At 55.4% G+C, this 24,413-nt stretch carries 26 protein-coding genes; 8 read left to right on the forward strand and 18 right to left on the reverse strand.

Going from position 1 to position 24,413, the window contains the following annotated elements:
* Positions 1–19: 19 nt before the first annotated feature.
* Entirely contained in the window at positions 20–1,117 is a 1,098-nt protein-coding gene (locus tag M0R30_RS02925) for an ABC transporter ATP-binding protein (RefSeq protein WP_292543105.1), read from the reverse strand.
* Positions 1,114–1,842 (reverse strand): ABC transporter permease, encoded by a 729-nt coding sequence (locus M0R30_RS02930; RefSeq protein WP_292543108.1) that lies wholly within the window; start codon positions 1,840–1,842, stop codon positions 1,114–1,116. The genes M0R30_RS02925 and M0R30_RS02930 overlap by 4 nt, the downstream gene beginning before the upstream one ends.
* Before the next feature lie 177 nt (positions 1,843–2,019).
* Here M0R30_RS02930 and M0R30_RS02935 point away from each other — a divergent pair, with 177 nt between their 5' ends.
* A complete protein-coding gene (locus tag M0R30_RS02935) occupies positions 2,020–3,153 on the forward strand; it encodes a putative sulfate/molybdate transporter (protein WP_292543110.1) in 1,134 nt (377 codons plus the stop codon).
* Positions 3,154–3,369: 216 nt separating this feature from the next.
* On the opposite strand, the gene M0R30_RS02940 is transcribed toward M0R30_RS02935, so the two are convergent.
* From M0R30_RS02940 to M0R30_RS02950, 3 genes are all read right to left on the reverse strand, one after another.
* Positions 3,370–4,401 carry a substrate-binding domain-containing protein gene (locus M0R30_RS02940; RefSeq protein ID WP_292543112.1) on the reverse strand — a complete coding sequence of 344 codons (1,032 nt, stop codon included), beginning with the start codon at positions 4,399–4,401 and terminating at the stop codon, positions 3,370–3,372.
* 185 nt (positions 4,402–4,586) lie between these two features.
* A complete protein-coding gene (locus tag M0R30_RS02945; protein ID WP_292543114.1) occupies positions 4,587–4,925 on the reverse strand; it encodes a hypothetical protein in 339 nt (112 codons plus the stop codon).
* Between the two features lie 69 nt (positions 4,926–4,994).
* Complete coding sequence (locus tag M0R30_RS02950; protein ID WP_292543117.1) at positions 4,995–5,198, reverse strand: hypothetical protein; 204 nt, start codon at positions 5,196–5,198, stop codon at positions 4,995–4,997.
* A gap of 125 nt (positions 5,199–5,323) precedes the next feature.
* Here M0R30_RS02950 and M0R30_RS02955 point away from each other — a divergent pair, with 125 nt between their 5' ends.
* Both M0R30_RS02955 and M0R30_RS02960 read left to right on the forward strand, forming a co-directional pair.
* Entirely contained in the window at positions 5,324–6,133 is an 810-nt protein-coding gene (locus tag M0R30_RS02955) for a uridylate kinase (protein WP_292543119.1), read from the forward strand.
* A gap of 401 nt (positions 6,134–6,534) precedes the next feature.
* Positions 6,535–6,933, forward strand: coding sequence for a hypothetical protein (locus M0R30_RS02960; protein WP_292543122.1), 399 nt, complete (start codon positions 6,535–6,537; stop codon positions 6,931–6,933).
* Between the two features lie 21 nt (positions 6,934–6,954).
* Here M0R30_RS02960 and M0R30_RS02965 read toward each other — a convergent pair whose 3' ends face one another.
* The 13 genes from M0R30_RS02965 to M0R30_RS03025 all read right to left on the reverse strand — a co-directional run bounded on the left by M0R30_RS02965 (position 6,955) and on the right by M0R30_RS03025 (position 18,995).
* The gene (locus tag M0R30_RS02965; RefSeq protein WP_292543125.1) at positions 6,955–8,871 is read right to left on the reverse strand and encodes a molybdopterin biosynthesis protein; all 1,917 of its coding nucleotides are present in this window, start codon (positions 8,869–8,871) and stop codon (positions 6,955–6,957) included.
* 163 nt (positions 8,872–9,034) lie between these two features.
* Positions 9,035–9,787, reverse strand: coding sequence for a SagB/ThcOx family dehydrogenase (locus M0R30_RS02970; protein WP_292543128.1), 753 nt, complete (start codon positions 9,785–9,787; stop codon positions 9,035–9,037).
* A 441-nt stretch (positions 9,788–10,228) separates the two neighbouring features.
* Positions 10,229–11,035 (reverse strand): formylmethanofuran dehydrogenase subunit C, encoded by an 807-nt coding sequence (locus M0R30_RS02975; protein WP_292543130.1) that lies wholly within the window; start codon positions 11,033–11,035, stop codon positions 10,229–10,231.
* A 9-nt stretch (positions 11,036–11,044) separates the two neighbouring features.
* A complete protein-coding gene (locus M0R30_RS02980; RefSeq protein ID WP_292543133.1) occupies positions 11,045–12,775 on the reverse strand; it encodes a formylmethanofuran dehydrogenase subunit A in 1,731 nt (576 codons plus the stop codon).
* Between the two features lies 1 nt (position 12,776).
* On the reverse strand, positions 12,777–14,153 hold the full coding sequence (locus M0R30_RS02985) for a formylmethanofuran dehydrogenase subunit B (RefSeq protein WP_292543136.1): 1,377 nt from the start codon (positions 14,151–14,153) through the stop codon (positions 12,777–12,779).
* A gap of 2 nt (positions 14,154–14,155) precedes the next feature.
* A complete protein-coding gene (locus tag M0R30_RS02990; RefSeq protein ID WP_292543139.1) occupies positions 14,156–14,566 on the reverse strand; it encodes a molybdopterin dinucleotide binding domain-containing protein in 411 nt (136 codons plus the stop codon).
* Positions 14,567–14,580: 14 nt separating this feature from the next.
* Positions 14,581–14,841 carry a 4Fe-4S binding protein gene (locus M0R30_RS02995; protein WP_292543141.1) on the reverse strand — a complete coding sequence of 87 codons (261 nt, stop codon included), beginning with the start codon at positions 14,839–14,841 and terminating at the stop codon, positions 14,581–14,583.
* A 325-nt stretch (positions 14,842–15,166) separates the two neighbouring features.
* Complete coding sequence (locus M0R30_RS03000) at positions 15,167–15,337, reverse strand: hypothetical protein (protein ID WP_292543144.1); 171 nt, start codon at positions 15,335–15,337, stop codon at positions 15,167–15,169.
* A gap of 120 nt (positions 15,338–15,457) precedes the next feature.
* The gene (locus tag M0R30_RS03005; protein ID WP_292543147.1) at positions 15,458–16,267 is read right to left on the reverse strand and encodes a transglutaminase domain-containing protein; all 810 of its coding nucleotides are present in this window, start codon (positions 16,265–16,267) and stop codon (positions 15,458–15,460) included.
* A gap of 173 nt (positions 16,268–16,440) precedes the next feature.
* Complete coding sequence (locus M0R30_RS03010) at positions 16,441–17,106, reverse strand: cytochrome c biogenesis protein CcdA (RefSeq protein ID WP_292543150.1); 666 nt, start codon at positions 17,104–17,106, stop codon at positions 16,441–16,443.
* Between the two features lie 42 nt (positions 17,107–17,148).
* Positions 17,149–17,802, reverse strand: coding sequence for a class I SAM-dependent methyltransferase (locus tag M0R30_RS03015; RefSeq protein WP_292543153.1), 654 nt, complete (start codon positions 17,800–17,802; stop codon positions 17,149–17,151).
* Between the two features lie 11 nt (positions 17,803–17,813).
* Complete coding sequence (locus M0R30_RS03020; protein WP_292543156.1) at positions 17,814–18,548, reverse strand: metal-dependent hydrolase; 735 nt, start codon at positions 18,546–18,548, stop codon at positions 17,814–17,816.
* 30 nt (positions 18,549–18,578) lie between these two features.
* Complete coding sequence (locus M0R30_RS03025) at positions 18,579–18,995, reverse strand: hypothetical protein (RefSeq protein WP_292543159.1); 417 nt, start codon at positions 18,993–18,995, stop codon at positions 18,579–18,581.
* Between the two features lie 143 nt (positions 18,996–19,138).
* Between M0R30_RS03025 and M0R30_RS03030 the strand changes: the two genes are divergently transcribed.
* Genes M0R30_RS03030 through M0R30_RS03050 form a run of 5 tightly spaced genes read left to right on the forward strand, consistent with a single transcriptional unit; the run spans position 19,139 to position 24,352 of the window.
* Positions 19,139–20,785: an ABC transporter substrate-binding protein gene (locus M0R30_RS03030; protein WP_292543161.1), complete on the forward strand. Its 1,647-nt coding sequence runs from the start codon at positions 19,139–19,141 to the stop codon at positions 20,783–20,785.
* Positions 20,786–20,813: 28 nt separating this feature from the next.
* A complete protein-coding gene (locus M0R30_RS03035; RefSeq protein ID WP_292543164.1) occupies positions 20,814–21,794 on the forward strand; it encodes an ABC transporter permease in 981 nt (326 codons plus the stop codon).
* Positions 21,791–22,612: an ABC transporter permease gene (locus M0R30_RS03040; protein ID WP_292543166.1), complete on the forward strand. Its 822-nt coding sequence runs from the start codon at positions 21,791–21,793 to the stop codon at positions 22,610–22,612. The genes M0R30_RS03035 and M0R30_RS03040 overlap by 4 nt, the downstream gene beginning before the upstream one ends.
* Entirely contained in the window at positions 22,609–23,544 is a 936-nt protein-coding gene (locus tag M0R30_RS03045) for an ABC transporter ATP-binding protein (RefSeq protein WP_292543168.1), read from the forward strand. Before M0R30_RS03040 ends, M0R30_RS03045 begins: the two co-directional genes overlap by 4 nt.
* Entirely contained in the window at positions 23,537–24,352 is an 816-nt protein-coding gene (locus tag M0R30_RS03050) for an ATP-binding cassette domain-containing protein (protein WP_292543170.1), read from the forward strand. Before M0R30_RS03045 ends, M0R30_RS03050 begins: the two co-directional genes overlap by 8 nt.
* The last annotated feature ends 61 nt before the right edge of the window (positions 24,353–24,413 follow it).

Raw genomic sequence — 24,413 nt, forward strand, 5'->3', positions numbered from 1 at the left:
TTTTATCAGTCATGGTGCATTATCCAGGTGCACCGTGGGCATCCGGCAACACATGGATGGCCGTGGCTTTTATACCGGTTGATACAACCGTCCCGACACCGATGCTGAGGTCCTGGCAGGACATCCGCGTGATGAGGGCGGTCACCGGAAACCCGCAGTCAACCGTGAGCCTGATAAACGGCCCGTTTGGCATTATCTTCGTAACCTTCCCGACGAACTGGTTCCGCACGCTGGTCCGCTGTACACTGTCATCGGTCAGGGTGACGGTCACCTCTTCCGGCCGTATGTAAAGGGCAACGCGTTGTCCCGGCGGACACGGGGTGATGGCCTCGAACCTGACCTCCCCGACATCAATACAGGCATGGCCGTTCTCGTTGTTCCTGACAATCCCTTTCAGGATAGTGTCGATGCCAACGAACCGTGCGATCTCCCTTCCTTTCGGCTGGTAGAAGATATCGTTGATCGAACCAACCTGGGCAAGCCGGCCTCCCATTATCACGCCGATATGATCTGCGAGGCGCTGTCCCTGGAGCATGTCGTGGGTGGACATGATGATGGTGGTGCCGAATTTTTTATTGATCCGGATGATCAGATCCTCGATCATATTTGACGAGACCGGGTCGAGATTCGCGGTTGGTTCATCAAGGAGAAGAACTTCCGGGTGCGTCACCATGGCACGGGCAAGTGCAACGCGGTGCATCTCCCCCCCGGAGAGGGTGGGTGCACGACGGTCGGCAAAATGTGGCAGGCCCACCAGATCGAGGGCTGCGGGGACCCTCTCGCGGATCTCCTCCTGCGATACGCCCCGGAACTTCAGCCCGAATGCAACGTTCTCTGCTACCGTGGTGTTCAGCACGGCCGGCTTCTGGAAGACCATCCCAATGCGCCGCCGGATTGTGAGGCGCTCCAGTTCTGTGCCAGCAGTGTCCTGCCCGTCAAAAACGATCCTGCCCGCGGTCGGCCGTTCAAGAAGATCGATGAGCCGGATCAGGGTAGTTTTTCCGCTGCCACTGGGCCCGATGAACGTGAATATCTCACCGGCCCGTATCGTGAGATCGATCTCCCTGAGAGTCTCAACACCATTGAATTTTTTGGTGAGGTGTTCGATCCGGATCATCCGCGGGGACCCCCTGCGATATGCCGGGAATCATCGGAAAAACCGGATGTTATGAGGTTCAGGATCACGACAACGATCAGGGCAACGGCGAGCAGGATGATCCCCAGCGCGATGGAAATACCAAAATTTCCCATTCCTGTTTCAAGGGTTATTGCCGTTGTGAGAACCCGGGTCTGGTCGCGGATGTTACCCCCGATCATCATCGCCACACCCACTTCGGCGATTGCACGCCCGAACCCGAGGACCACGGCACTCAGGATCGCGTACCGGGCCTCTTTCACGATCTCGAGGACTTTCTGGGACGTGGTGGCCCCAAGAGCAACGAGCGTATCGCTGATGCCCCGGTCAATCCCGCTGAGTGCCGATATGATGAGCCCCATCATGATGGGAACTATCAGGACCGTCTGTCCGAGGATCATACCTGCAGGGGACCACAGGAGACCAAAAAATCCCAGCGGACCACTTCTGGAGATCAGGAGATAAATGACGAGACCGACCACCACGGTCGGAACGGAATAGAGAGTCTGGATCAGGATAATAAGTGCCCGTTTCCCCCGGAATTCATGAAAATGAATGAGGCTCCCAACAGGGATGGCGATGAGGGCGGCAATGATCGTTGCGGAGAGGGAGATGTACAGGGAAAGGGCTGCGATCTGCATGACGTCAGGATTGAGCGTGATGATCAGGTTAATCGCCTGAATGACCCCCTCTGCAATATCGTCCAACCCAGTTCACTCCCGTAACATATGGATCCGGTTCCGCTCCGGTCTCCTTCTGAAAAGGTTAATTCCTATGATCACCTTTACTTTCTTTTAATTATTATTACCGAAAACGGTTCGCGTACTCCTGATTGCAGGAAATCACCTGGATGGACCCGAACCCGGAAAAAACCTGACGACACCATGAATCCGGAACCCCCTCTCCCGCTCTCGTTCTCCCTGTCGGAGCTTGCGGGATCGCTTGGGGATTTCGGGACGATCATCCCGCTCATCCTTGCCGTTGCGCTTGTCTCGGACGTCGACCCCCGGTACATTCTCTTCTTCTTTGGGCTCTGGTTCATCCTCACCGGTCTCTATTACCGTCTGCCGATCCCCCTTGAACCGATGAAAGCGATCGCGGTGGTCGTGATCGCAGCAAGTGCTGCCGGGGGGATCTCGGCCGGTGAGATCGCAGCAGCAGGCCTCATTCTCGGTGTGATATTCCTCGTGCTCGGGTACGGGCGTTTTTTCTCCATCATCGAGCGGTGGGTACCCGGGAGTGTGGTGAGGGGTATCCAGCTGGGTCTTGCCCTCCTCCTCTTCCGGTCATCGGCAGGATTCATCACCACAGACCCGCTCTTCTTCGGAGTTGGCATTGCAATCATCATCGCGTTCATGGTGCTGGTAAAATACCGTTCGATCCCCGACCTCTCATCAATCTGCGTGATCGGTGCGGGATTCATCGGCGGGATCCTGATCTCGGGCATTCCCCCGGTCAGCCTGATCCCCGCCCCACAGCTGGTGATACCGGCATACTCCGATATTCTCCCCGCCACAACAACGCTCGTTCTCCCCCAACTGGTCCTCACGATCGCCAATGCGATCCTTGCAACGTCGCTCCTGACCAAAGACCTGTTCGGAAAAGATGTGCCCCCCAGGAAATTCTCGACAACCATCGGCCTTATGAACCTGACCTCGGTCCCGTTCGGGGGGTTCCCGATGTGCCATGGTGCCGGGGGACTTGCCGGGCAGTACCGGTACGGCGCCCGGACCGGCGGGGCAAATATCTATGCCGGCCTCATCTTTCTCATCCTCGCCCTCTTCTTCACGTCTCCGCAGGTCCTCTCCATTATCGCGGTCGGGGTACTTGGCGCCCTGCTCGTCTTTGTCGGGATCGAGATGGGCCGTCACAGCCTTAAGACGGACTCCCTGATCGTGACGGTGGTCATTGGCATCCTTGCCCTGATCAGTTCCATGACCCTTGCGTTTATTACCGGTATGGTCATCGCGTTTGTTGCCGGCTGGATAAAGAAGAGACCGGTGCCTGGAACCGATTGATACCTCTGGCTCTGTTGTGAGTTTGGAGAGGGTCCTGAACCTCGAGGATGATATTCTGTCGGAACTCGAAGAGTGCTGATGCACTCTTCTCGCGGTTCAGGTCAGATGACCATCACCGACTCGAAGAACTCTGGAGACTTCTGTCGAAGACCTGATGGTCTTCTCCTCCTCGTGGTTCTTACGAACCACTCGGATTCGGAAAAAGGGGGGGAAAAATTATGCGGTTGTTGCCGCTGCTGCCGGGGCAACAGTTGCCGCCGGTGCAATCTCGGTTGCCGGCGTACTGTAGTCGCCTACCCAACCTTCAGTTGCAGTCGGGACCTCGACACTCATGGGAGTGAAGAGGGCCTTGCCGTACTTGTCGACACCAAAGGAGGCGATATCGGCCTGGGTCGTCGGATCGAGGAGGAAGTTGATGAAATTGTTGGCCATCTGGATCTTGTCGGCCGGCTGCTTGTCGTTGTATACAGCCATCACGCTGTAGATGTTGAGCAGGCTTGCACCTTTGCTGACAAGGGGTACCAGGTTGAGATCCTTCTTGTAGGCAAGGTAGGTCCCTTCATCGGTCAGGACGTATGCACCCTTCTCGCTTGCCATCTGGAGCGTCTCTCCCATTCCTTTACCGGCTTCTACGTACCAGTCCCCGGACTTCTGGACCTGGGTGGTGTAGTTGTATCCGGCCTTGGACCAGACAGTCTTCTCAGCGGAGTGGGTCCCGGAGTTGTCGCCACGGGAAACGAAGGCAATACCTGCGGTCTTGTTGGTCCCTTTGAGGAGCAGCGTTGTCATGGCCAGTTCAGGGGTCATATCCCTGATACCCGCCGGATCCGCTGCCGGGCCGACAATCAGGAACGAGTTGGAGGCGAACGAGCGCCGGTTCAGGCCAGAACCATCTTTCATGAACGCCAGTTCCTGGCTCGGGGAGTGGACAAGCAGCACATCCGCATCGCCACGCTTCGCGAGCTCGATGGCCTTGCCGGTGCCCTGCGAGGTGATCTTCAGCTTGACATCGTACTTTTTCTCGAAAATTGGCTGGAGATAGTTAAGGAGCCCGGTATCATACAGGCTCGTGGTCGTCGCGATGACGAGTGTCTTCTCATCGGCTGCTGTTGCAGCAGGGGTTGCTGCCGCAGTAGAGTCAGCTGGGGTTGTTGACGGAGAGGTACTGGTACATCCGGCAAAGAGAGTTGTTACAAACAGGACTGCAACGATCATTGCAGTAAATCCAACATACACAGTCTTTTTCATAGTATGACCGGGATAATTTTACGGCGGGAGATAATTGAATGTTTCTTTTTGTAATAAGTTAATATATAGTAGTAACCAGCTGATAACCAGCTGATAATCAAATGGTTTTAAGATAATTAAATTGATTTACCGAATTTGTTAACATAAAGAGGTCATCAGGCATGAAACATACCGGTACCCGGGAATCAGTCCTTTCCGGTCAGGGCAACGAAGATCTCCGGCCCAAGAATTTCCTTCATCTCACCGGCGTAATTTTCCTGCATGAGGGCCAGCATCTTCCGTGTCCCTTTTGTCGTTGTCAGGATACCCACACGTTCGGCGCGGGTGATCAGTTCCTGCTCTTCCATCATCGCGAAGTAGGGGAGGATGTAGTAATGCGGGACATCAAGGAATTCAGCCAGTCTCCGGGTAGTGGGGAATTTTATCCGGACTGAATCCTCAGTAAATGTCAGTGATATTGCTCGTTCTTCTACCTGAATGCGGACCGCTGCATCAAAAAGGGAATCAATGGAAAGGGCGGCCATGAATCTTCTCTTCAGGATAGTTGATCCTCAAAGGTATTGAGGTTTGGCCAGATCACAAAAAGTAAAAAATTATTTCTTCTTCTTATGGTCATCGTCAACAGGCTTCATGTACACAACTTCCGCCTTGACGTCCTTTGCAATCTGTTCGATCTCGAACTTCCGAAAATGGGTTGCCGCGATCTGGATCTCGCCACCGGTCACTGCAACGATGCGGTACTTGGGCGACTCGACGCCCTCGCCTACTTTCTGGCGTTCACGAATGTAGATCTTCATGGTATTCCTCCTGCCAATAACGTCCGCAGTTCAAAGTCGTGCTGCGGAAGTATCAGCTCTGATATACCAACTGGTTTGCATGGACTTATACCTTTCCTTTGCGATACTGGAGTTGAGTGTTCATCATGAAAAAACGGTTTGAGTTATCAAGCGGACTGCAGGGTGAGACCCTTGTCCGGAAAGGGCTGAAGAGAAAACGGCCGGTGAGCGAACAGATCCGTATCGCCCCGGATATCAACGTGATCAAGATCGGGGGGCACGGCGCGATCGATTACGGGCGCGATGTGATGTACCCGCTCTGCGATGAGATCGGAACGCTTTCGAAGAAGCACAAACTCCTCGTGGTCACCGGTGGCGGCGGGCGCGTGCGCCATATCATGGACATCGGCATGGACCTGGGTATGCCGACCGGTGTCCTTGCCGAACTCTCGGCCAAGATCTCCGAACAGAACGCAATCATGGTCTCGATCCTGCTCTCGAAATACAATGGGTCGCGGATCCATACCGGCGATCTTCTCGAACTGCCGATGCTCCTGAAGCTCGGCATCCTGCCGGTCATCCATGGCACGCCTCCGTACGGGCTCTACGAACACCCGTCGCGGTCCGATGCGATCCCGCCTCACCGCACGGATACCGGTGCATTCCTGATCGCAGAAGTGCTCGGTGCAAAGAGCTGTATCATCGGGAAGAACGTGGACGGGCTTTATGCTGAAGACCCCCGGAAGAACCCGGATGCAGAGCTCATCAGGGATATCACCGCAAAGGAACTGATCAAAATGGATCTTGAGGATCTGGTGCTTGAACCTATGGTCATAAAACTCCTGGAAGACGCCGCCCATATCCGCGAAGTCCGGATCATCAACTGTCATAAGCGGGGCAATATCGAAAAGGCGATCAACGGCAACAATACCGGGACCATTATCCGCGCAGAATAACGAAGGAGATCCCTTCCGCAGGAGGCCGTGTGTGTGTCATACTATCGATGGCCCCCCGCGGGAGTTATGATGCACGCCAGACCCGCCGCATCGTGGCATGATGCAGGTACCGAAAGAACCGGGACATTGGTTCTGGCCATCGTGTCCATTCAGGACATAGTACATTTTCTTTGGCTTAATAAATCAATTTTGTTAACATCATTAGGTTAATATGAAAAGAAAGCCCGCATGCAGTCATCGGGATTATTACGTCGTGAAAGGGTAACACATTGGTAACAAGGCAGGGAGATTAACCAGTCCCGTTACAGGAGATAAGTTAACTGCTGTTAATTAACCAGCGGTATTTATCAGGATGACCAGATTTACAATACTTGAGTACTATGGGTTTCAGTTCAGACATTATGCACGATTTTGTGGCAAAGGAGATCAAAAACATCTACTCCAGTTATGATGGCTGGAAATGTACCTCACGGCCGACCGGAAACAGGTACGACTCGATCATGGTGCTGGAACGGCGCAACGGAGGACACCATGAATGCATAAAGGTCTTTGTTACATTCGAAAGATCGGTACCCTCACCCCTTCCGGAGGACCTTACTACGGCAGAACGCAATCGCGACGGCATGCCGACCCGTTTCACCTGTGCAGTCATGGTCCCGGCCAATGCAGACACCTCATCGGTGCCACCCGAGATCCTTGTCTGTACCATGCGATCGTTTGCCTTTGAGGGCAAGGAGCTTACCTGGGTGAAAAAACCGGTCCGGAAGACCGAATCAACACTGGCAAAAGTGCCGGCATAACATAGTCCTTTTTTTAAAACATTATCCCTGCGGCGATTCAGGATTGATTGCCGGGAGGGGGGACTCGGTCAGGATCGAATCCGTAGAAAGGTGCCGGATCATCCCGGTCGTTTCTGTTGAATACCCCCCGGACTTCATGAGAAGAGCGTGGTAAGCCGGTGACCGTATCAGGGTGATGAGCATCCCGATCCTGGGATCTGTCAACAGATCCCGTTGCACGGCAAGCTCGTAATCCGCATGGGCAACCGGAATGAACTGCAGTCCGCTGGCACTGGCAATGCTGGAAGTACAGATACCGGCATCGGCAAACCCGTTCCGTACGGCGACTGCAACTGCCGGGGAATCGTGGACTTCCTGGAGGTACCCGTTCAACTCCAGGGGGTCAATTCCTTCCGCGGCAAGCAGGGTGTCGAGGACCATCCGTGACGGGGTGCCTTTCCGCGTATTGATGAACCGGGCATTGGCGAGATCCGTTACATTCAGGCCATCGCGGGACGCGATACCCATTTCAATGGTAGCAATATGGATAAACGCCAGTTCGCGGTCATCCGGATTTTTTATTAAGGAAGTGTAGGTCTTCAGCGGGGAGCGGGCGGGTAGGACAAGAGGGGAGGCATGGCAGGTGTTGTTGCCCAGGGCAAGAAATCCTGCGGTATTTCCCGGGTTTGTGGCATGGATATACAATCCCTCATCATGGGCGAGCCCGGCGAGTTCCTCCAGGGCCGGGTCCAGCGTTCCGGTCAGGATGAGGGTACGCTCGATGCTCCCGGGATCGGTGGTAAGGAAGACCGTAAGCTCGGTCCCGGCTTCGTATCCCTCGACCGGTGCAGGGATGTGGGTGTAGCCGTTCGCCTTTACCGTTGCCATCTGGGCAAAACCCCCTTTCCCGTGAGGCGTCCCGTACAGGGTGTCACCGATACAGCCGACAAAGAGCGGCACGAACTCGTCGAACCCAGGGTCTGACGTAAGCGCCTGCGCCAGCCGGGCGGTCACCGGGTACCGTGGTGCCGGGGCAAACCCCCATGATTCAAGCAGCGGTGCGGCAAACTCCCGGAGCACGGACTGGGCAGCAAGAGGGTACCCCGGCAACCCGAGGACGGGTTTGCCCTCTACCCTTCCCAGCATCATCGGCTTGCCGGGCTTGACTGCCACGCCATGGAAGAGCAGTTCCCCGATCGAACGGATCACGCTCTCGGTAAAGTCGCGGGTCCCGGCTGATGAGCCGGCAGAGATGATGACAAGGTCGTTATCCCGCACCGCTGACCGCAGGGCATCGCGGATCAGGTCGGGGTCATCGTGCACGATCGGAAGGCGGGTACAGTGCGCTCCCATCTGGGAGAGGAAGACCTGGGCCATGACTGTGTTGCTCTCCACCACCTGCCCCGGACCGGGCCGGACACCCAGCGGCACGAGCTCGCTGCCGGTCGGAATAATGCCCACGTTGACTGCAAGGACCTCGATGGAGGTGATCCCATAGGTGACGAGTGCCCCGATATCGAACGGCCGGATCAGGTGGCCGCGGGGAAGTACCAGTTTGTTCTCCTTGATGTCCTCCCCGGCCGGGCGGACATGCTGCCATGGAACCGCAGCCCGCCGTACCTGGAAGTGGCTGCCGGATTCCCAGACATCCTCGATCATGATGACCGCGTCGAACTCCGGAGGGATGATGTTGCCGGTATTCACCCGGGCACAGTGGTCAAGGGTTACCGGGTTCTGGTCGCTGGCACCAAGGGTATCCCGGCTCCTGACCGCGATCCCGTCCATGGCAGAGAGATTCACTTCCGGTACAGAGTATTTGGCATAGACCGGTTCTGCCACGACCCTTCCCACAGACTGCATGACAGGGACCTTCTCGGTCCGCCGTGGCGCAGCAAAGGCGGTCGTGAGCAGGGTGAGTGCCTCTTCAAGAGAACGGAGCTCAAGGTAACGCTTTACCATCGCAGACAGCGCCCCGTTCTTCTCGTGCGATCGTGTCGTGCCATTCCCGTACCCTCATCAAAATAATTGTATTAACAATGTGCTTTTGTAATAGTAAAAAGAATGTCGCAATGTCCTGGTAAACAAGTTATCCGGGAGTGACTGAAAAAAGGGGACCTCTTTATCACAGCGATACGTTCTGCTGGGTATTTCCCACGGCAGCAAGGTAGACCGGCCACTGAGTCTCGGGGTCGAGATTTGCGAGTTTTGTAACCAGATCATCGTGGAACATGTCAATCGGTGCCACCTGGAGACCGAGCCCCGAGGCAGCCAGGATCAGGTTCTGGCAGGCATGCCCGGCCTCGATGAGAGCACTGCGATATCCCCGGTTCCCGATTGCCCAGACCGTTCGGTACGGAATGGCGACCCAGAGGAAGGTTACGGCAGCCCGGGTCGTGAGCTTGAAGTTCATGCTTGCGGTGCTCATCTCAAGAGTCAGCCCTGAGTCGAGATGTTCGGCCACGATGCTGTGGGATTTCGGGAGGTACCGGTACAGGCCGGCATCCAGCCCTTCCACATCGCTCGCGACAAAATAGGTCTCCAGCGGGTTCCGCGAACCGGTCGAGGGTATGTTGCGGATCTCGATCGACTCTGCCACGACCTTCTTGAACCCCTGGGTACACCAGAGCAGGTACGAGAGCTGCTTTAAGTCCATCGTGGACCGGGCAAAGAACCCGACAGGTTCCCAGCCTTCTATCGCTTTCCTGACCGGCATGTCCGGGAGCTTGATTTTTTTCGGGTTTATGAGTTCGATGACGGTCTGCCCTTCCTTAACCGGGAACTCGTGGGGGGGTTCCGGGACACGGAGGACAAGGTCGACCGTGGAATAATCCGGGCATCTGGTTCCATTGATGAAGTCTCTTCCAACTTTATTCATAGGGTCACACCCTGTAACGGAGATTCTTATGTTGTCTTCCTGGTTCTTCGAACCTGTCGGAACTCGAAGAAGTCCGTGAGAACTTCGAGAGCGAGAACGGAGGCGGAGCCGACCTTCGAATGTCGAAGAACGCTAATGCATTCGGTCGAAGACCTGATAGCCTTCTCCTGCTTCGGGGCTTATGCCGCTCAGCATTCTTCACTTCAGGCTCTGATAAGCTTTCGGAATTCGAAGAATCCTGATGGATTCGGTCGAAGACATATTGGTCTTCTCCTGCTTCGGGTCTGATGACCCTCTGCATTCTCGTCCTCCTGGTTCTTCGAACCTGTCGGAAGTCGAAGAACGCTGATGCGTTCTTCTCCTCCTCCAGGTCTGATGACCTGTCGGAGAAAAAAGAGATTTGTCCTCTATGGACCGATGTGTTGTGATGTGTTTGGGGGTTCATGCCGCCGCTTTCAGGTACAGGTTTGCGTACACGACCTGTCCCTTGCTCTTCGGGTGTCTCTCGCCGAGGTCGCCGATGTAGTGGTCGAAGGTCGCCTTGACGCCGTCGATCTCCTTCTCGACAGTGTCGACCTTCTTGTATCCGGGCATCATGAATTTGATCTTGCCGAGCACGTACATCTCGCCCCTGACCATCTGGCCGCCGACACGTCCCTCGACATCGCCCTTGATGACGACCGTGCCGCCCTCTGCATGGGTGGAGACGTGGATGAAGGCGTTCTTCTCGATGATGATGGTGCCGCCGAGCATGAAGGTACCGATATCGTTACCTGCACTGCCCTTGATCCGGATGGTGCCGCCCTTCATGCCTCTCCAGTCGCCACGGTAGGCACAGCCGACATGGTTCTTGGCATCGCCGTCGCAGAGGAGCTCTCCGCCTTCCATCTGGATCCCGCAGAATGAGTCCATGTTCCCCTTGATGTGGATCTTGCCGCCCTTCATCCAGCCGCCGACATACATGTCAGCATTGCCATTGACCGTGACCGTTCCTGCGGTCATCCTGGCACCGATGTACTTGACACGGGTGCAGTCACCGGCAATCACGATGTCGGTGTCTGCGGCAGTCTCGCCTGCGTTGCCGGAGACTTCAAAGAAGTCCCCGAGTTTCATATGGATCTTTCCTTCGTGTCCCGGGAGTTCTGCAATCTGTGCTGCAGTCTTTCCTGCGAATGCGTCGGGGGTGATGCTGTATCCCTCGAACATGAGTTCGGGGACCTTGGTGGGTTTTAACGTTACTGTTGCCATGATCGCACCTCAGGCCTCCACATTCACATCGATAACTGACTGGTGCGGGGCAAGGTATTCCCGGACCGGGTAATTCCTGATGTCAACTGTGTAGGTCCCCTGGGTGAATGCCTGGCTGACATCACGGGTGACCTGCGGGTTCTCGGGCATCGCGACTTTGACCCAGACCGTCTTCTTGTGGCCGTGGCTGACAACTTCGCCGTCCTTGACAATGACTTCCCCGCCCTTGATGAAGCAGGCTGCACGCTGGAGTGCCGTCTCGATCTTCTCTGCATCCTTGGGCAGGTCCTTGTAGTTGAGGTTGAAGACTGACACGTCCCCGTTCATGCCGGGTGCAAGGCCGCCGTACACGTTTCCAAGGCCGAGGCATTTTGCCGGGCCGGACCGGGTCATCTGGGCGATCTCGAAGAGGGTGAGCTCGCGATCCATAGTGTGGATGTTGGTCAGGCCGATCATCCTGTCACTGTTCTTCATGGTTGCGATGGTCTCTTCCCGGGCCTTCTTGCTCATGAGCCACTTGATGACGCGGGGGTACCGGGTGAACGGCCCTGCGTTCGGGTGGTCGGTGGTGATAAAGCACCGGTTCATGTCCTTTGCATAGAGTGCCAGTTCAAGACCGGTTGCCCACTGGACTGCGTTGGGTGTGACATTCTTGTCGTAGATGTAGGGGACAACGCCAGCGGCGGTCTCCATCTCGACGTCAACATTGGTCCACTTCAGGTGGTTGAGACCGTGGAGGTGGTGCTCGAACGGGCCGTCAGCGGTCATCGTGGTGGTCTCGTCCAGCGTTACGCAGCCGAGATCGATGGTGATGTTCTTCTGCTTGTTGACATAGTCCATGACCTCTTTGGCCTTGGAGCAGAAGTCCTTCCAGCCCTCGCCACCATAGGAGTGGAACTGGAGGTGGGTGGAGTGCATGACGGATTCACGGCCGAACTTGTTCCTGGCCTTGAATCCCTCGGCAATCTTAAGGGCTGCAATAGTGTCCGGATAATTGCCGGGGTTGCCGAGATTGTTCTGGTGGAGGTGAATCGAGTGCGGAAGACCGAGGAACTCATTTGCCTCGATCAGGCCCTTGATGATCTCCGCGGGAGTGATCTCGAAGTACGGGACCGGGTCGTTGAGGGAGAGACAGTTGAGACCCCATGCCCATGCAGCAGTGCCGCCGGGATTGACAAGCTTGACACCATAACCTTTCGTGGCCTTGAGGAGCCAGGCAATATAGGCTGCCGTGTTCTCAACTTCTCCCTTCCGGAGGTAGTCCATAACAAACCAGTTGTTGGCGAAGACCGGCAGCGCTCCTTCATCGATGATGGGGGTGTCGTGGATCTCCTCGTGTGTGTGCGGGGCGAGGAGCGGGGGCATTGCCGCTTCCATGACGAATGTATATCCCATCCGGGCATAGTCATACCCGGTCTTGAATACCGAGGGGATCGAGAAGCCGGACTCCATGCGGTAGCCGTTCTTCTGTGCCATCCCGCTCCTGCAGAATCCTGAAATGAACTTGTCTTCAGGACGCATCAGGCGGCCGGCATTGACTTTGGGGCCTGCAACGTGGGAGTGGACATCCACTGCACCGGCCATGACAACCTTGCCCTTTGCATCAATGACCTTTGCAGAGGAGCCGACCTTGTCGACAATCTTGCCATCCTTGATGGCAACATCGCCTACGTCACCGTCAATCTTACGGGTCGGGTCGATGATAAACCCGCCCTTTACAATCATTTCTCCTGATGCCATCTCAGATCACCGCCTCTGATTCGGGGTATCTCCGGTCTTCCTTTGCCGCAAGCCAGATGGGCTCGGTCTTGGTCAGTTCGCACATGCGCTCGTAGACTTTGTTGAAGAGTTCCTCGTCGCTTGGTACGCCGGGGAGGCCCTTGATGACGGCACGGAACTGGATCGGCACGTTGTCCATACGGTAGACAACACCCGGCTCGTCAACGCCGGCAATCCTGACCGGGATGTGGAGGTCCGAGATCTCGCTTGCCATGTTGAAGTTCGGGTCGACTGTAATGAAGGGGTGCTTCTTCAGGTGCTGGACCGGCTGGATTGGGAAGTGGGCGCCGGCATCGGCACCGACATTGACGAAACAGTCTACTTCGTCCCTCATCGCGAGGTCAACGGAACTGGTCTCGCCCGGGTTCATGTGGGCGTGAGTACCCTTTGAGAGGTCGATGCAGTACGGGAAGCCGAACTGCCATGCCCAGACCTGGCCGGGGCCGGCAATGTTATAGTGGCCCCGCATGGCCATGATTGATGCTTTCGTGTGCTCGTTGAGGTCGCGGGTCAGGCTGATCGCGGCGTCAATGTTGTGGTTGCGGCCATCGGTGTGCGTGCAGCCCATGCCAAAGAAGATCATGCAGAACTTTGCATTCTTCATGATCTCGACAGATTTGATAATTGTCTCCTTGGGGATGCCTGCTACTACATCAGGGATGTCGTGGCCACGGAGCACGGTCCGGAACGCATCGAAGAGTTCGTAGTCGTGTCCCTGGTCGAGCATGAGGTGGACATCGGCGAGTTTCGCGGTGTCGGTCTCACGCGGGTCGATCGACAGGACAGTCCGCTGCATGGCACCCTTCTGGGTGAAGTAGCCGCGGGGGAAGATCGAGTACCGGGAGGTGTGGCGGGGGTGGGCGTGCATCGGGTTGCAGCCCCAGAAGACCACGACATCGGCGCGGTTCTTCGCTTCACCGAGCGTGCAGCTCGGGTACCCGTTGTCGAAGATGGCAAGGAACGAGGGGCCGTGGCAGATGGTTGCGCAGTTGTCGAGCACGGCACCGGACTTCTCTGCAATACGGGCGACTGCGCTCATGCCTTCGCAGTTGGTTGAGCCAAAGCCATAGATGAGGGGCTTCTTGGCCGCGAGCATGGTCTTTGCCATGTAGTCGATCGCCTCATCGTAGGGGATCTCCTTCATGGTGCCGTCGGGCTGGCGCCTGCGCGGGAGCTTCGGGCGGGTCGGGTCGTTTGCATGGTGGAACAGGTTAGTCCCGATGATACACGCATTGTGGACTTCGAGGATCTTGGTCTCATCGTCAGAGACAAGCACTTCGATATCGTCGCAGGATGAGCCGCAGTACGGACATCCGACACCTTTGATAAGTTTAGGCATAATTACTGACCTCCTTTCCAGAGCCCTACAGCGCCCTGCACGAGCTCAAGGGCGGTTTTCAGACGCTCGCTCGGAGCGGGTTCGATAGTGACCGGGAAACCGCTGTACTGCGGGGTGCCGGTGGACTGGGTCCGGGGCGGGACGACCTGGTTTGCCCAGACACCCTGGCGGATGTGGGCAAGGCCCGGGGGACAGTACTGGGTCGGCTCGATGGCCTTGACAATAACAGTACCGCATTCACTGGTGACACGGATATTCGTGTTCTTCCAGATGCCAGCTTTCTTCATGTCCTCGGGGTTCATCTCGCAGATCGAGCAGGCGACGAAGTAGTCGGGATTGGTCTTACCCTTCTCCATCGCGGCACCTTCCTCGATCGAACGCTGGGTAATCATGTTCAGGTTGATCTTTGGCATTCGTCCATCTCCGGTTATTGTGCCAATGCGTTGGTCATTCCCTTACCAGCAAGGGTGATCACTTTGTACGGGCATGCTGCAACACACACGCCACACCCGGCACAAAGTTCATTCTTCGCGTCAACACTGATGGATTTCCCATCCTTGACCGCGTAGATTTTCTCCTTGGTTACCGGGTCGAGCGTATGAAGCTCGAGAGCGTTGACCGGGCAGGCAACCACACAGATTCCACACCCGGTGCAGCGGTTCATATTTACATGTACTGAAAACGCCATGCACATCACACACAAAATTGTGTTAACTTTCAGTTATTTTCGAGAATGTAATTAAACCTTGTTAAAGTGGATCGGTATTAATTATAATTAATTAACCAAATATAAAAAAATTCCAGAGTGATTAACAAACGACGGAAAAAATGATGGCGATAAAAACACCTGAGTTTAACCGGTTCGGTTAATTTCGCCGACACAAGGGAACGGGAAGAGAGATCATTCTGGACCGGACACTGAAGAACCGGATAGACGCGACATACATGAACGGCATCCTGTTGGGCAGATCATATCCGGAAAAACTGACAGATCCTTAAAAAGAAAGAAATTTTTAATCTGCCTTCGGAATAGAGCCGGACCAGATAGGGCATCCGTTCTTGTTCATGGCAAAGATCTTGTGGTCGTGGAGCGGGGCCCCGTTCTCATTCCTGCACCGGGAGATCAGGAGTTCTGTTGTCGGGATAAAAGCGCTGCAATTGCTGCATCCTTTGTTGTGCATCATGGTTAACCACCAGATATTTACTTTTGGCACCTATAAAAAATTTCCATTTTCATATAATTATAATCGCTATCAAACGTCCACTCATATTACCTGAATTTTTCATCACCGTGACAGATGGCATTATCCTGGACGTACCAGCCAGGTCTCAATCGGTTCCCAGCGGCCGTCCGGGTAATAGGCGATCCGGACACCATCATCGGCAAAGAATCTCCCACCGGGATGAGTGCTCCACCAGTCGAGGTTGAGCCAGTAGCGGGGACCGTCCGCATCCGTGGTGATGTGACAACCCACGTCCGTGACATGGTACCGTTGCCGGATATATGCGGCAGCCTCCTCGAACTGCTCACTGGTGTTCCCGATATACACTTCCGAATACGCATGGCCGGACGTGCCGTTCTTTGCCGTGACAATGCGGGCACTCCCGCCAACCGATTCGATCATCGCTGCAACAACGATCGCGAAGTCATCGCAGTCGCCCTTGAACCCGAGGGCGATGGTCCGGCTGGCCGGGGAGAAATACTCCTCGCCTCGCGGGTCATCCACGTACGTCCAGCGGCTGTACACGTTCTCCCAGAGATCGCAGATCTGGGCGAGGTTGAACGTACCCCCATGGGCTCTGGGGATGAGCGAGACCGCATAATCCCGGGTGACCGGATCACGGGAATCCATTGCGTCACGGATCGCGACAGACCTCCGTGCCTCCGGATCTTTGCCGGAATTGTTCAGGAAACCTTCCACGCCCCGCGAGGTGTTGACAATGTTCTGGTAAAGGAAAGGACCGGAGGAGTCCGGACTGGTTGAACCAATACCGGATTCAGTGGGAACGGCCGGGGCGGAAGAGACACAGGCGGCGTTGATAGTACACAGGAGAACAAGGAACAGGACAACCGGCAGATATGAGAACGGGATCGCGTTAGGAAAAACATGCACCTTATGACCGGCTGATCCTGAAAATTTCCTTTTCCTGTGTGACTGCATCCCGGATCATGTCGCCGCACCCTAGTATTACCTTTTGTATTTTTTCCTGCAGATGACCGGTACGGTCCAATCTGAAAGAAGATTAAGGAAAAGATTAGGCGCGTGGACGAATTCGGGGAAGTGTGTTACCGGAATGCCAGGTACAGGAAATATATCCCGATGAGCACAATCACGACACCAATGATCTTATCGAATACCTCGCCGCTCACTCTCGCCTTGTCCTTGATCTGTTTCCCAAGAGCACCGCCAAGCGAGCTGATCACAATGAGCGGCAGGGAGAGCCCGATCGCGTAGATCAGCATGGTGAAAAAACCCTGGACAACGGTCTGGTAGAGGGCGATATAGGTCAGGACGATAAGGAGCATGGGAGCTCCCCTCCCCACCGTTATTGCACCAAACGAGAGCCCGAGTAAAAACGCACCCGTAACCGTATAGGACATCGGTACTTTGAAAAAATTGAATATACTCTTTATCGGCGGTTTGTAGATCTGGAGGAGCTGTAACCCCATCAGGATCAGCAATACTCCTCCGATTGCCCACGCGATGGTGCTGTTGAGGAAGAGCAGGTATTTTCCGATAAATCCCGCGATCATCCCGAGCGGGAGGAGCACAAGCACCGTGCCGATGCAGAACGAGATGGTCAGTTTGAGGATAGTGGGGAGGGAGAGGTTCGTATTCCCGCTCGTCAGGTACCCGATCAGTCCAAGGCACAGGACACTGTTGCAGGGACAGATGCCGGCAATCAGCCCGAAGATGAAGATGCCAAGGATGGAAGGATCGAAGGTCGCCATCTCATTATCGTGGAGCTGAAACGATGAAATATATTGTGGAGTTTATTCTGTTTTTGTTTTCCCTCCTTTCGAAAAGCAGACCCAGTATCCCGTGTCATCCTCGGTAATATCATACATGTGAATTCCGGCAACAGCAAGCGCTGACCGGACAATAGGTGGGTTGCAGCTCGCATACCAGCCCCGGCGTTTTTCCTGCCATTCGGGATCCCGTTCCCGTATCTGTCTGACAATCTCATCACGTAAGCGTGCGTTACCAAATCCACCCCCGATATATGCCATACCGCCGGGCCGGAGCACCCGCATGCATTCGGAAAATCCCCGGGACAGGTTATCCCAGAAGAAGAACGATCCCCTGCTGACGACTAGATCCATGGATGCATCATCAAACGGGATCTTCTTCACATTGCCAGAGACCGGTGTTACCCGCTGCTCCAGCCGGTACTTTCCTACATTGGCTTCTGCAATCCTTACCATCGGCCGGGCATGGTCCATGGCATAAACATGCAGGTCCGAGAGGGTGGCAAGCGCGATGGCAAGGTGACCCGGCCCGCTGCCCACATCGAGGCATGTGCCGGTATCAATATCTGCCTTTTTCAGGATCTGGTGGGCGATGACCGGATATATCGGGAAGAAGATAGTCTGGGCGATCTCGTTGAAATCTTCGGCAGTTTCCAGAGTCTTGTGATCATTTTTCATGCAACCGATATTCATGTGGTGATCACCTCCTGGCTGTCTGTGATCCTGTTTTCCGGGAGTCCTATACGGACATCAGACTGCCAGATCATGGAAACAACGCAGAGACCAATGGAGAGAAAACTGAAGGCGATCATTTCGTACACCGATACATGGACCGCAGACTGGATTACCAGGAAGAAAAAGAGGACCGTGCCGTGGTAAACATGAAAACCGAGGATCCGCGTGTCCAGGACATCGCAGGGCCGTATCGAACCGTAAATCCTGATATCGTTGAATGGGTAGAACAGGCAGACACCCTTACGGCAGCACAGGTCTTCTGTAAGGTGGAGGAGCATGCCAAACAGCAGCCCGGTAAGCAATCCCCAGACCAGAAGAACAGGAATCTCATGATAAAAAAGCAGAACCGGCACATATACGATTGCTGCAAGCATCATGAAATACAGGAGGAGCCCGAAGATGGAATGGGTCACCCGTTTGTCATCAGGTTTCGCCGGTGTTTTAAAAAATCGCTGGTACACAAAGCAGATGACCGGCATACAGATCCACCTGCCCACCTGCACAATCCCCCACGCGGTCGTGCGGAGAGGGTTATTTTTAGGCCGTTTCATCTGGATATCCGGAATGATGGCGCCGATACCCGCTCCTACGGAAACCAGAAGTGCAAGAACGGGATTAACATCCACAATCGCGCTGCTGAGGATGATGCTGCATAACAGTACGAGCAGGAAATGATGACGTGTTATCATGGATGTGATGTGTGGAAATTGCCGGGCATTTCAGCATGCAACTGCGGGTTCCGGAACAGCAAACCGTTTGGCATTTTTCTTCTTGTTCAACCAGAGAAGATCTCCGTCAACAAATGCAAATGCGGTCATCAGCAGGACCCGGACATGGGGCGGGACGCTGGAGGTATCGGTTGCCTGGGGTGTGAGCAGGTACTTTTTCGCAAGGGATCCCCGGCCTTCCGGAAGAGAATCGAGGGTGCTGATCAACTCTTCTTTTGGTACCTGGTCTAACGATACGGCAATAAAAGCATCTTCAGTCCCTACCCATTTGCTCCGGGAGACGCGGTAAAAGAATCCCGCGGCCCGGCATCCGTTTATTTTTTCGATCTTCCATCCATCATACTTGGGTAACATATGGCGGAGATCTCTCTCCGCGAATAATTCCATGACGTCTTTTGTTGAGCCCATATGTATCACAATTTTGTTGTTCGTCCGGAAATATAAGTTTTGGTAATTTTGTTTTACTTTTAATCAAAATTAAACAAAAATGGTTAAATAAATCCATGGTCGATGGGTAATAACTAAACGAAGGTTGTTTTAGGAGAAATCTCATGGAGGAAAATTCAAGCCTGAAGAGAAAACGTATCATCGTATACGCGGGCGTATGCATTATCGTGATCATTGCATTATGCATTGCTGCATGGGGTTCCGGAATCGGTAATGCTGCATGGGGTATGACGAAAAACAAGGAGATCTCCGCAGATGAGGTCATTATTCCGGTCAGTTCCTCGTCATCAATTACCTATACCAGCAACATGCAGAAAGGCGGCGTGCCACCCGGGATTTACCAGGGACTGATTATAAAGGACCTCAACGGCACGTTCGATCCCGCTCTTGCCAAAAGCTGGGATATCTCCGCCGATGCAAAAACCTGGACATTTCACCTTGCGAGGGACGCAATCTGGAGCGATGGTGTCCCGTTCACTTGTGCTGATGTGAAGTTTACCAACGATTACATGAAATCCAACAACCTCACGCTGGCATACGTGCTCACCGATGTCCAGTCCATTGACTGCCCCGACCCCTCAACGGCCGTCGTCACGCTAAAGACCTCCTATTCTGGTTTCCTCGATCAGATCTCGCGCCAGCCGGGTATCACTATCTCCCCCAAGCATTTCTGGGAGAGCATCCCCGACCCGCAGCACTACGAGGATAAGCAGTTCATTGGTACCGGCCCGTTTGTCTTTGACCAGGATACCGCCGGGTATGTCCGCCTGCTGCGGAATGATGCCTATTATGGAAAAAAGGCACAGATCAGCGGCGTGGTCCTCAAGGTGATCACCAACCCGGACAGCCAGGTGCTGGCGCTGAAGAATAGCGAGATCGATGTTGTCTCCGATATCTCCCCCGCGGTGGCTAAGAGCCTGAAGGGCGAGAAGGACATCGCCATGTACACGATAAAAGATACCGGTGCGTATGAAGTCGCCTTCAACCTCGCGCAATACCCGGCGAATATCACTGGATTCAGGAAAGCGATGAGCCATGCCGTGGACCGCGATACGATCAGTTCCCTGTTCGGGACCGGCCGGCCTACGGAGACCACATTCCTGATCCCGAGCCTTGCCGGAAGGTATGTCAACCCGGAAGACGTGGGCATGTACACCTATAACCTGAGTACGGCACGGGAGATCCTGAAGAGTGCCGGGTTTACCTGGGACGGGAAGGGTTTGCTCCTCGGTCCGGATGGAAACGTGGTCACGCTCACCATCCCGCTCGGCACCAAGGGCCAGGCCAGTGGAGGAAACCAGAAGATCGTTTCCGTACTGAAAAATGACTGGGAAAAACTGGGAATCACCTTGAGCACGGTCTCGTACGACGACCAGAAGCAGTATAAAAAGGCAATCAACGCCAACGCGGTCTTCCTCGATTCGTTCCCGGTGACCCTGCATGACGACGCGGATGCATTAGTGAATTTTGCAGTTACTCCCACCCAGAAAACAAATTATTACAACTATAACAATCCCGAATATAACGCCCTTGTCTCCACGATCCGGAATACAGCGGACCAGCAGGAGATCCTGAAGATGGCGTACCAGATGCAGGATCTCCTTGCACGGGACATCCCTACCGTGCCGGTCTGCACATCCGATACGATTGTCGCGTATCGCTCGGACCGGTTCACCGGGTGGGACTTGGGTCCGGGATACTACAGTGTGACAGATCCGCGGGTACTGACTAACCTGACCCCGGTGAAATGACCGGGGTAATCTGTCCGGGAAGACCGGCATGATCGATGGGCACTACCTCCTGCGGAGGATCGGTTACAGCGGTGCAGCGTTCTTCGTCTGCATAACGATCACTTTTTTTATTTTGCACCTGATGCCCGGGGATTACATCACCAATTATCTCCTTTCCCTGTCACACACCATTCCTCAGGAAGCCGTGGACCAGTTCTACCAGCAGTACGGGCTTGACCGCCCCCTCGGGGAACAGTACATCATCTATATCTGTAATATCCTGCAGGGCCAGTGGGGATACTCGTACCAGTACGGCCTCCCGGTTTTTCCCATGATCATGCAGAAACTCTCCTGGTCGCTCGTCATCCTGCTCCCCGCAGTCCTCCTTGGGATTATTATCGGCATCGTGCTCGGCGCATGGTCCGGGTGGAGGTCCGGGGGGAAGAAGGACCTTGCGCTTTTCAATATCATGATCGTGTTCCGGGCGATCCCGGAATTCTGGTGGGCGATCATGGCGGTGTGGGTCTTTGCCTTTTACCTGCAGTGGTTCCCGCTCGGGGGATTTACCAGTATCAGCGTCCTCATCTCCGGCCTGAACCCGTGGGATGTCCTGTACCATGCCATCCTCCCGATCTGCCTGATGACATCCTTTGTAGCAACCGGAAACTACTACATGATGCGTAACTCGATGATCGCGGTCATCGGGGAGGACTACATCACAACGGCCCGGGCAAAGGGGCTGGACGAACGTGCTGTCCTCTGGCGTCATGCGCTGAAAAACGCACTCCTGCCCATGGTGACGATGACGACATTCCAGGTCGCCGGCATCATCATGGGCAATGTCTTCATCGAGACGGTCTTCTCCTGGCCAGGGATCGGTCTCCTGACCACCGACGCGCTCAGGATGCGGGACCTGCCCCTTCTCGAAGGGATCTTCCTCTTAGACGCCCTCATGACAATCGGCGCCATGCTGGCCGCCGACATCCTTGCCTCGTACCTGGACCCGCGGATCCGGATGGGTGACCAATGACCAGGAATGCATTCCTCTGGATAAGCGTCGCGATCCTCGCTCTTTATTTTACGGTTGCACTGCTGGCACCCTTCATCGCGCCCTATGGCGCCACGGAGATCGTCGGCGCTCCCCTCCAACCCCCGGACCGCGGACACCTGTTCGGGACAAATGACGTGGGCCAGGACATCTTTTCCCAGCTGGTGTACGGGTCCCGGGTTACCCTGATCTTCGGGTTCTGCTCCGCATTATTATCGGTATCAATCAGTACCTGTGCCGGTATTGTCCTCGGGTATTACGGGGGAAATATCGACGAGGTCGTCTGCAGGATTCTCGACATCCTGATGCCCATCCCCATCTTCCCCCTGCTCATCGTGCTGACCACGTTCTTCAACCCCGGGGTGGTGCAGGTCAGCATCCTGATGGGGGTCCTCGGGAGTATCCACGGGATCCGCCTCATCCGGGCACCGGCGCTCTCGCTTGCGGAGACACCGTTTATCGAAGGGGCCAGATCGATCGGGGCAACGGATCTCCGCATCATGTCCCGGCATATCCTCCCCAACCTGATGCCGGTCGTGACCGCGAAATTCGTCTCATCGTCACAACATTATCTCGTGATGGGGGTGGGACTGAGCTTCATCGGGCTCTGGGACACCATGACCGTGGACTGGGGCTCGATGATCCAGAACGCCTATTCGAGCGGTGCACTTTCGCTGGGCCTCTGGTGGTGGATCCTCCCGCCCGGCATCGCGGTTGTCGGCATCTCCCTTGCCCTTGCCCTTGCCGGCTACAGCCTCGAAGAGTCCTTCAATCCCCGGACAGAGGTGAACCGCATATGAGCCTGCTTGCTGTCAGCAATCTATCCGTGCAGTTCGAGGGACGGGCCGGCACGGTGCCGGTGCTTGACCACATCGACCTTGAGATCAACACGGGCGAACAGGTCGCCCTTATCGGGGAGTCCGGGTGTGGCAAAACCGTCTTCGGGATGTCGGTGATGCGGCTTCTCCCGTCAAATGCCCGGGTCACCGGGTCTGCCCGGTATGCCGGAAGGGATCTTATACTTGCTGACGAACGGGAGATGCAACAGGTCCGCGGGAAAAAGATTGCCATGATCTCCCAGAACTCCGCGTTCGCTCTCAACCCGGTCCTTACGATCGGCGACCAGATCGCAGAACCCCTCACTCTTCACACATCCTGCCGGGGAAATGATCTGCACCGGGAAGTGATCGCGTTGCTCACCAGCCTTGGGATCGAACGCCCGGAAGAGAATATGCAGAAGTACCCCCACCAGTTCTCCGGGGGCATGCGGGAGCGTATCCTGATCGCCATGGCACTTGCCTGTAACCCGGACCTCATCATTGCCGATGAACCGACCTCCGGGCTCGATGCACTGGTGAAGGCGCAGATCCTGGAGCTCCTGAGGACCGTCATGCAGGACCGGACACTTCTCCTGATCACACACGATCTCGGGACGGCATCCGCTCTTGCATCGCATACGGCAGTAATGTACGCAGGGGAGATCGTGGAGTACGGCCCGACCCAGGACCTCTTCACGTACCCCCTGCACCCGTACACGCAGGGACTTATAGCGGCATCCCCCTCGGCAGGATTTCATCCCATCCCCGGTGTGAGCCCGGCACCGGGTCAGGTGCCTTCCGGTTGCTGGTTCTGCCCGCGATGCTCCTGTGCAATGGATCGGTGCAGTACTGTCCATCCCTCATTAAAGAAGACCGGAACGAACCGGCAGGTCAGGTGTCTCCGGTATGATTGAGGTCGATGCTGTTTCTAAGTATTACACTTCAGGATTCTTCTCAAGGATTCGGACCTACGCTGTAGAGGATGTATCGCTCTCCATTAACCGCGGAGAGGCGCTCGGCCTTGTCGGGGAGAGCGGGAGCGGGAAGTCCACGCTTGGGAGGATGATGCTCCGGCTCGTGGAGCCCAGCGCCGGAAGGGTCGTGTTTGACGGGATCGACCTGCGTGCACTCAAAACACCGGCCATGCGGCAGCTCCGGCCCCGGATGCAGATCGTGTTCCAGGACCCCGATACTGCGCTGGACCCCCGGATGACCATCGGGGAGTCCGTTGCTGAACCGCTCATGGTCTGGCAACAGGGGAGCCGCCATGAGAGAGACGACCGGGTCCTGGAACTCTTCGCAATGGTCGGCCTCCAACCGGAGCTTGCGGACCGCCGGCCCTTCGAGCTCTCCGGCGGACAGAAACAGCGGGCCGCACTTGCCCGGGCCATTGTACTGGAGCCGGAGTTCATCGTCCTTGACGAGCCCACCGCAGCGCTCGACCTCTCGGTTCAGGCCCAGATCTTAAGCCTCGTCCAGGTGCTCCGGAAGCGGATGGACCTGACACTCCTCTTCATCTCCCACGACCTCCAGGTGGTGGAACAGATGAGCGGTTCCGTGGCCGTGCTGCATAAAGGAAGAATTGTGGAGTCCGGCAGGACTGCCGATATCCTGCATCGCCCGTCACACCCCTATACAATCCAGCTGGTGGAGGCTGCCCGGAAGAGTGAGGAATGGTTCGGTAAGCAGCGTGGCAATCACGGTTCCGGTGATGAGGTTTGAAGTTACCCGATTCCAGCGCTTTTTCACGAGGGAACAGTTCCACGTTGGATACAATCCATAT

The sequence above is a fragment of the Methanoregula sp. genome (assembly GCF_023227875.1).
Classification (GTDB): Archaea; Halobacteriota; Methanomicrobia; order Methanomicrobiales; family Methanospirillaceae; genus Methanoregula.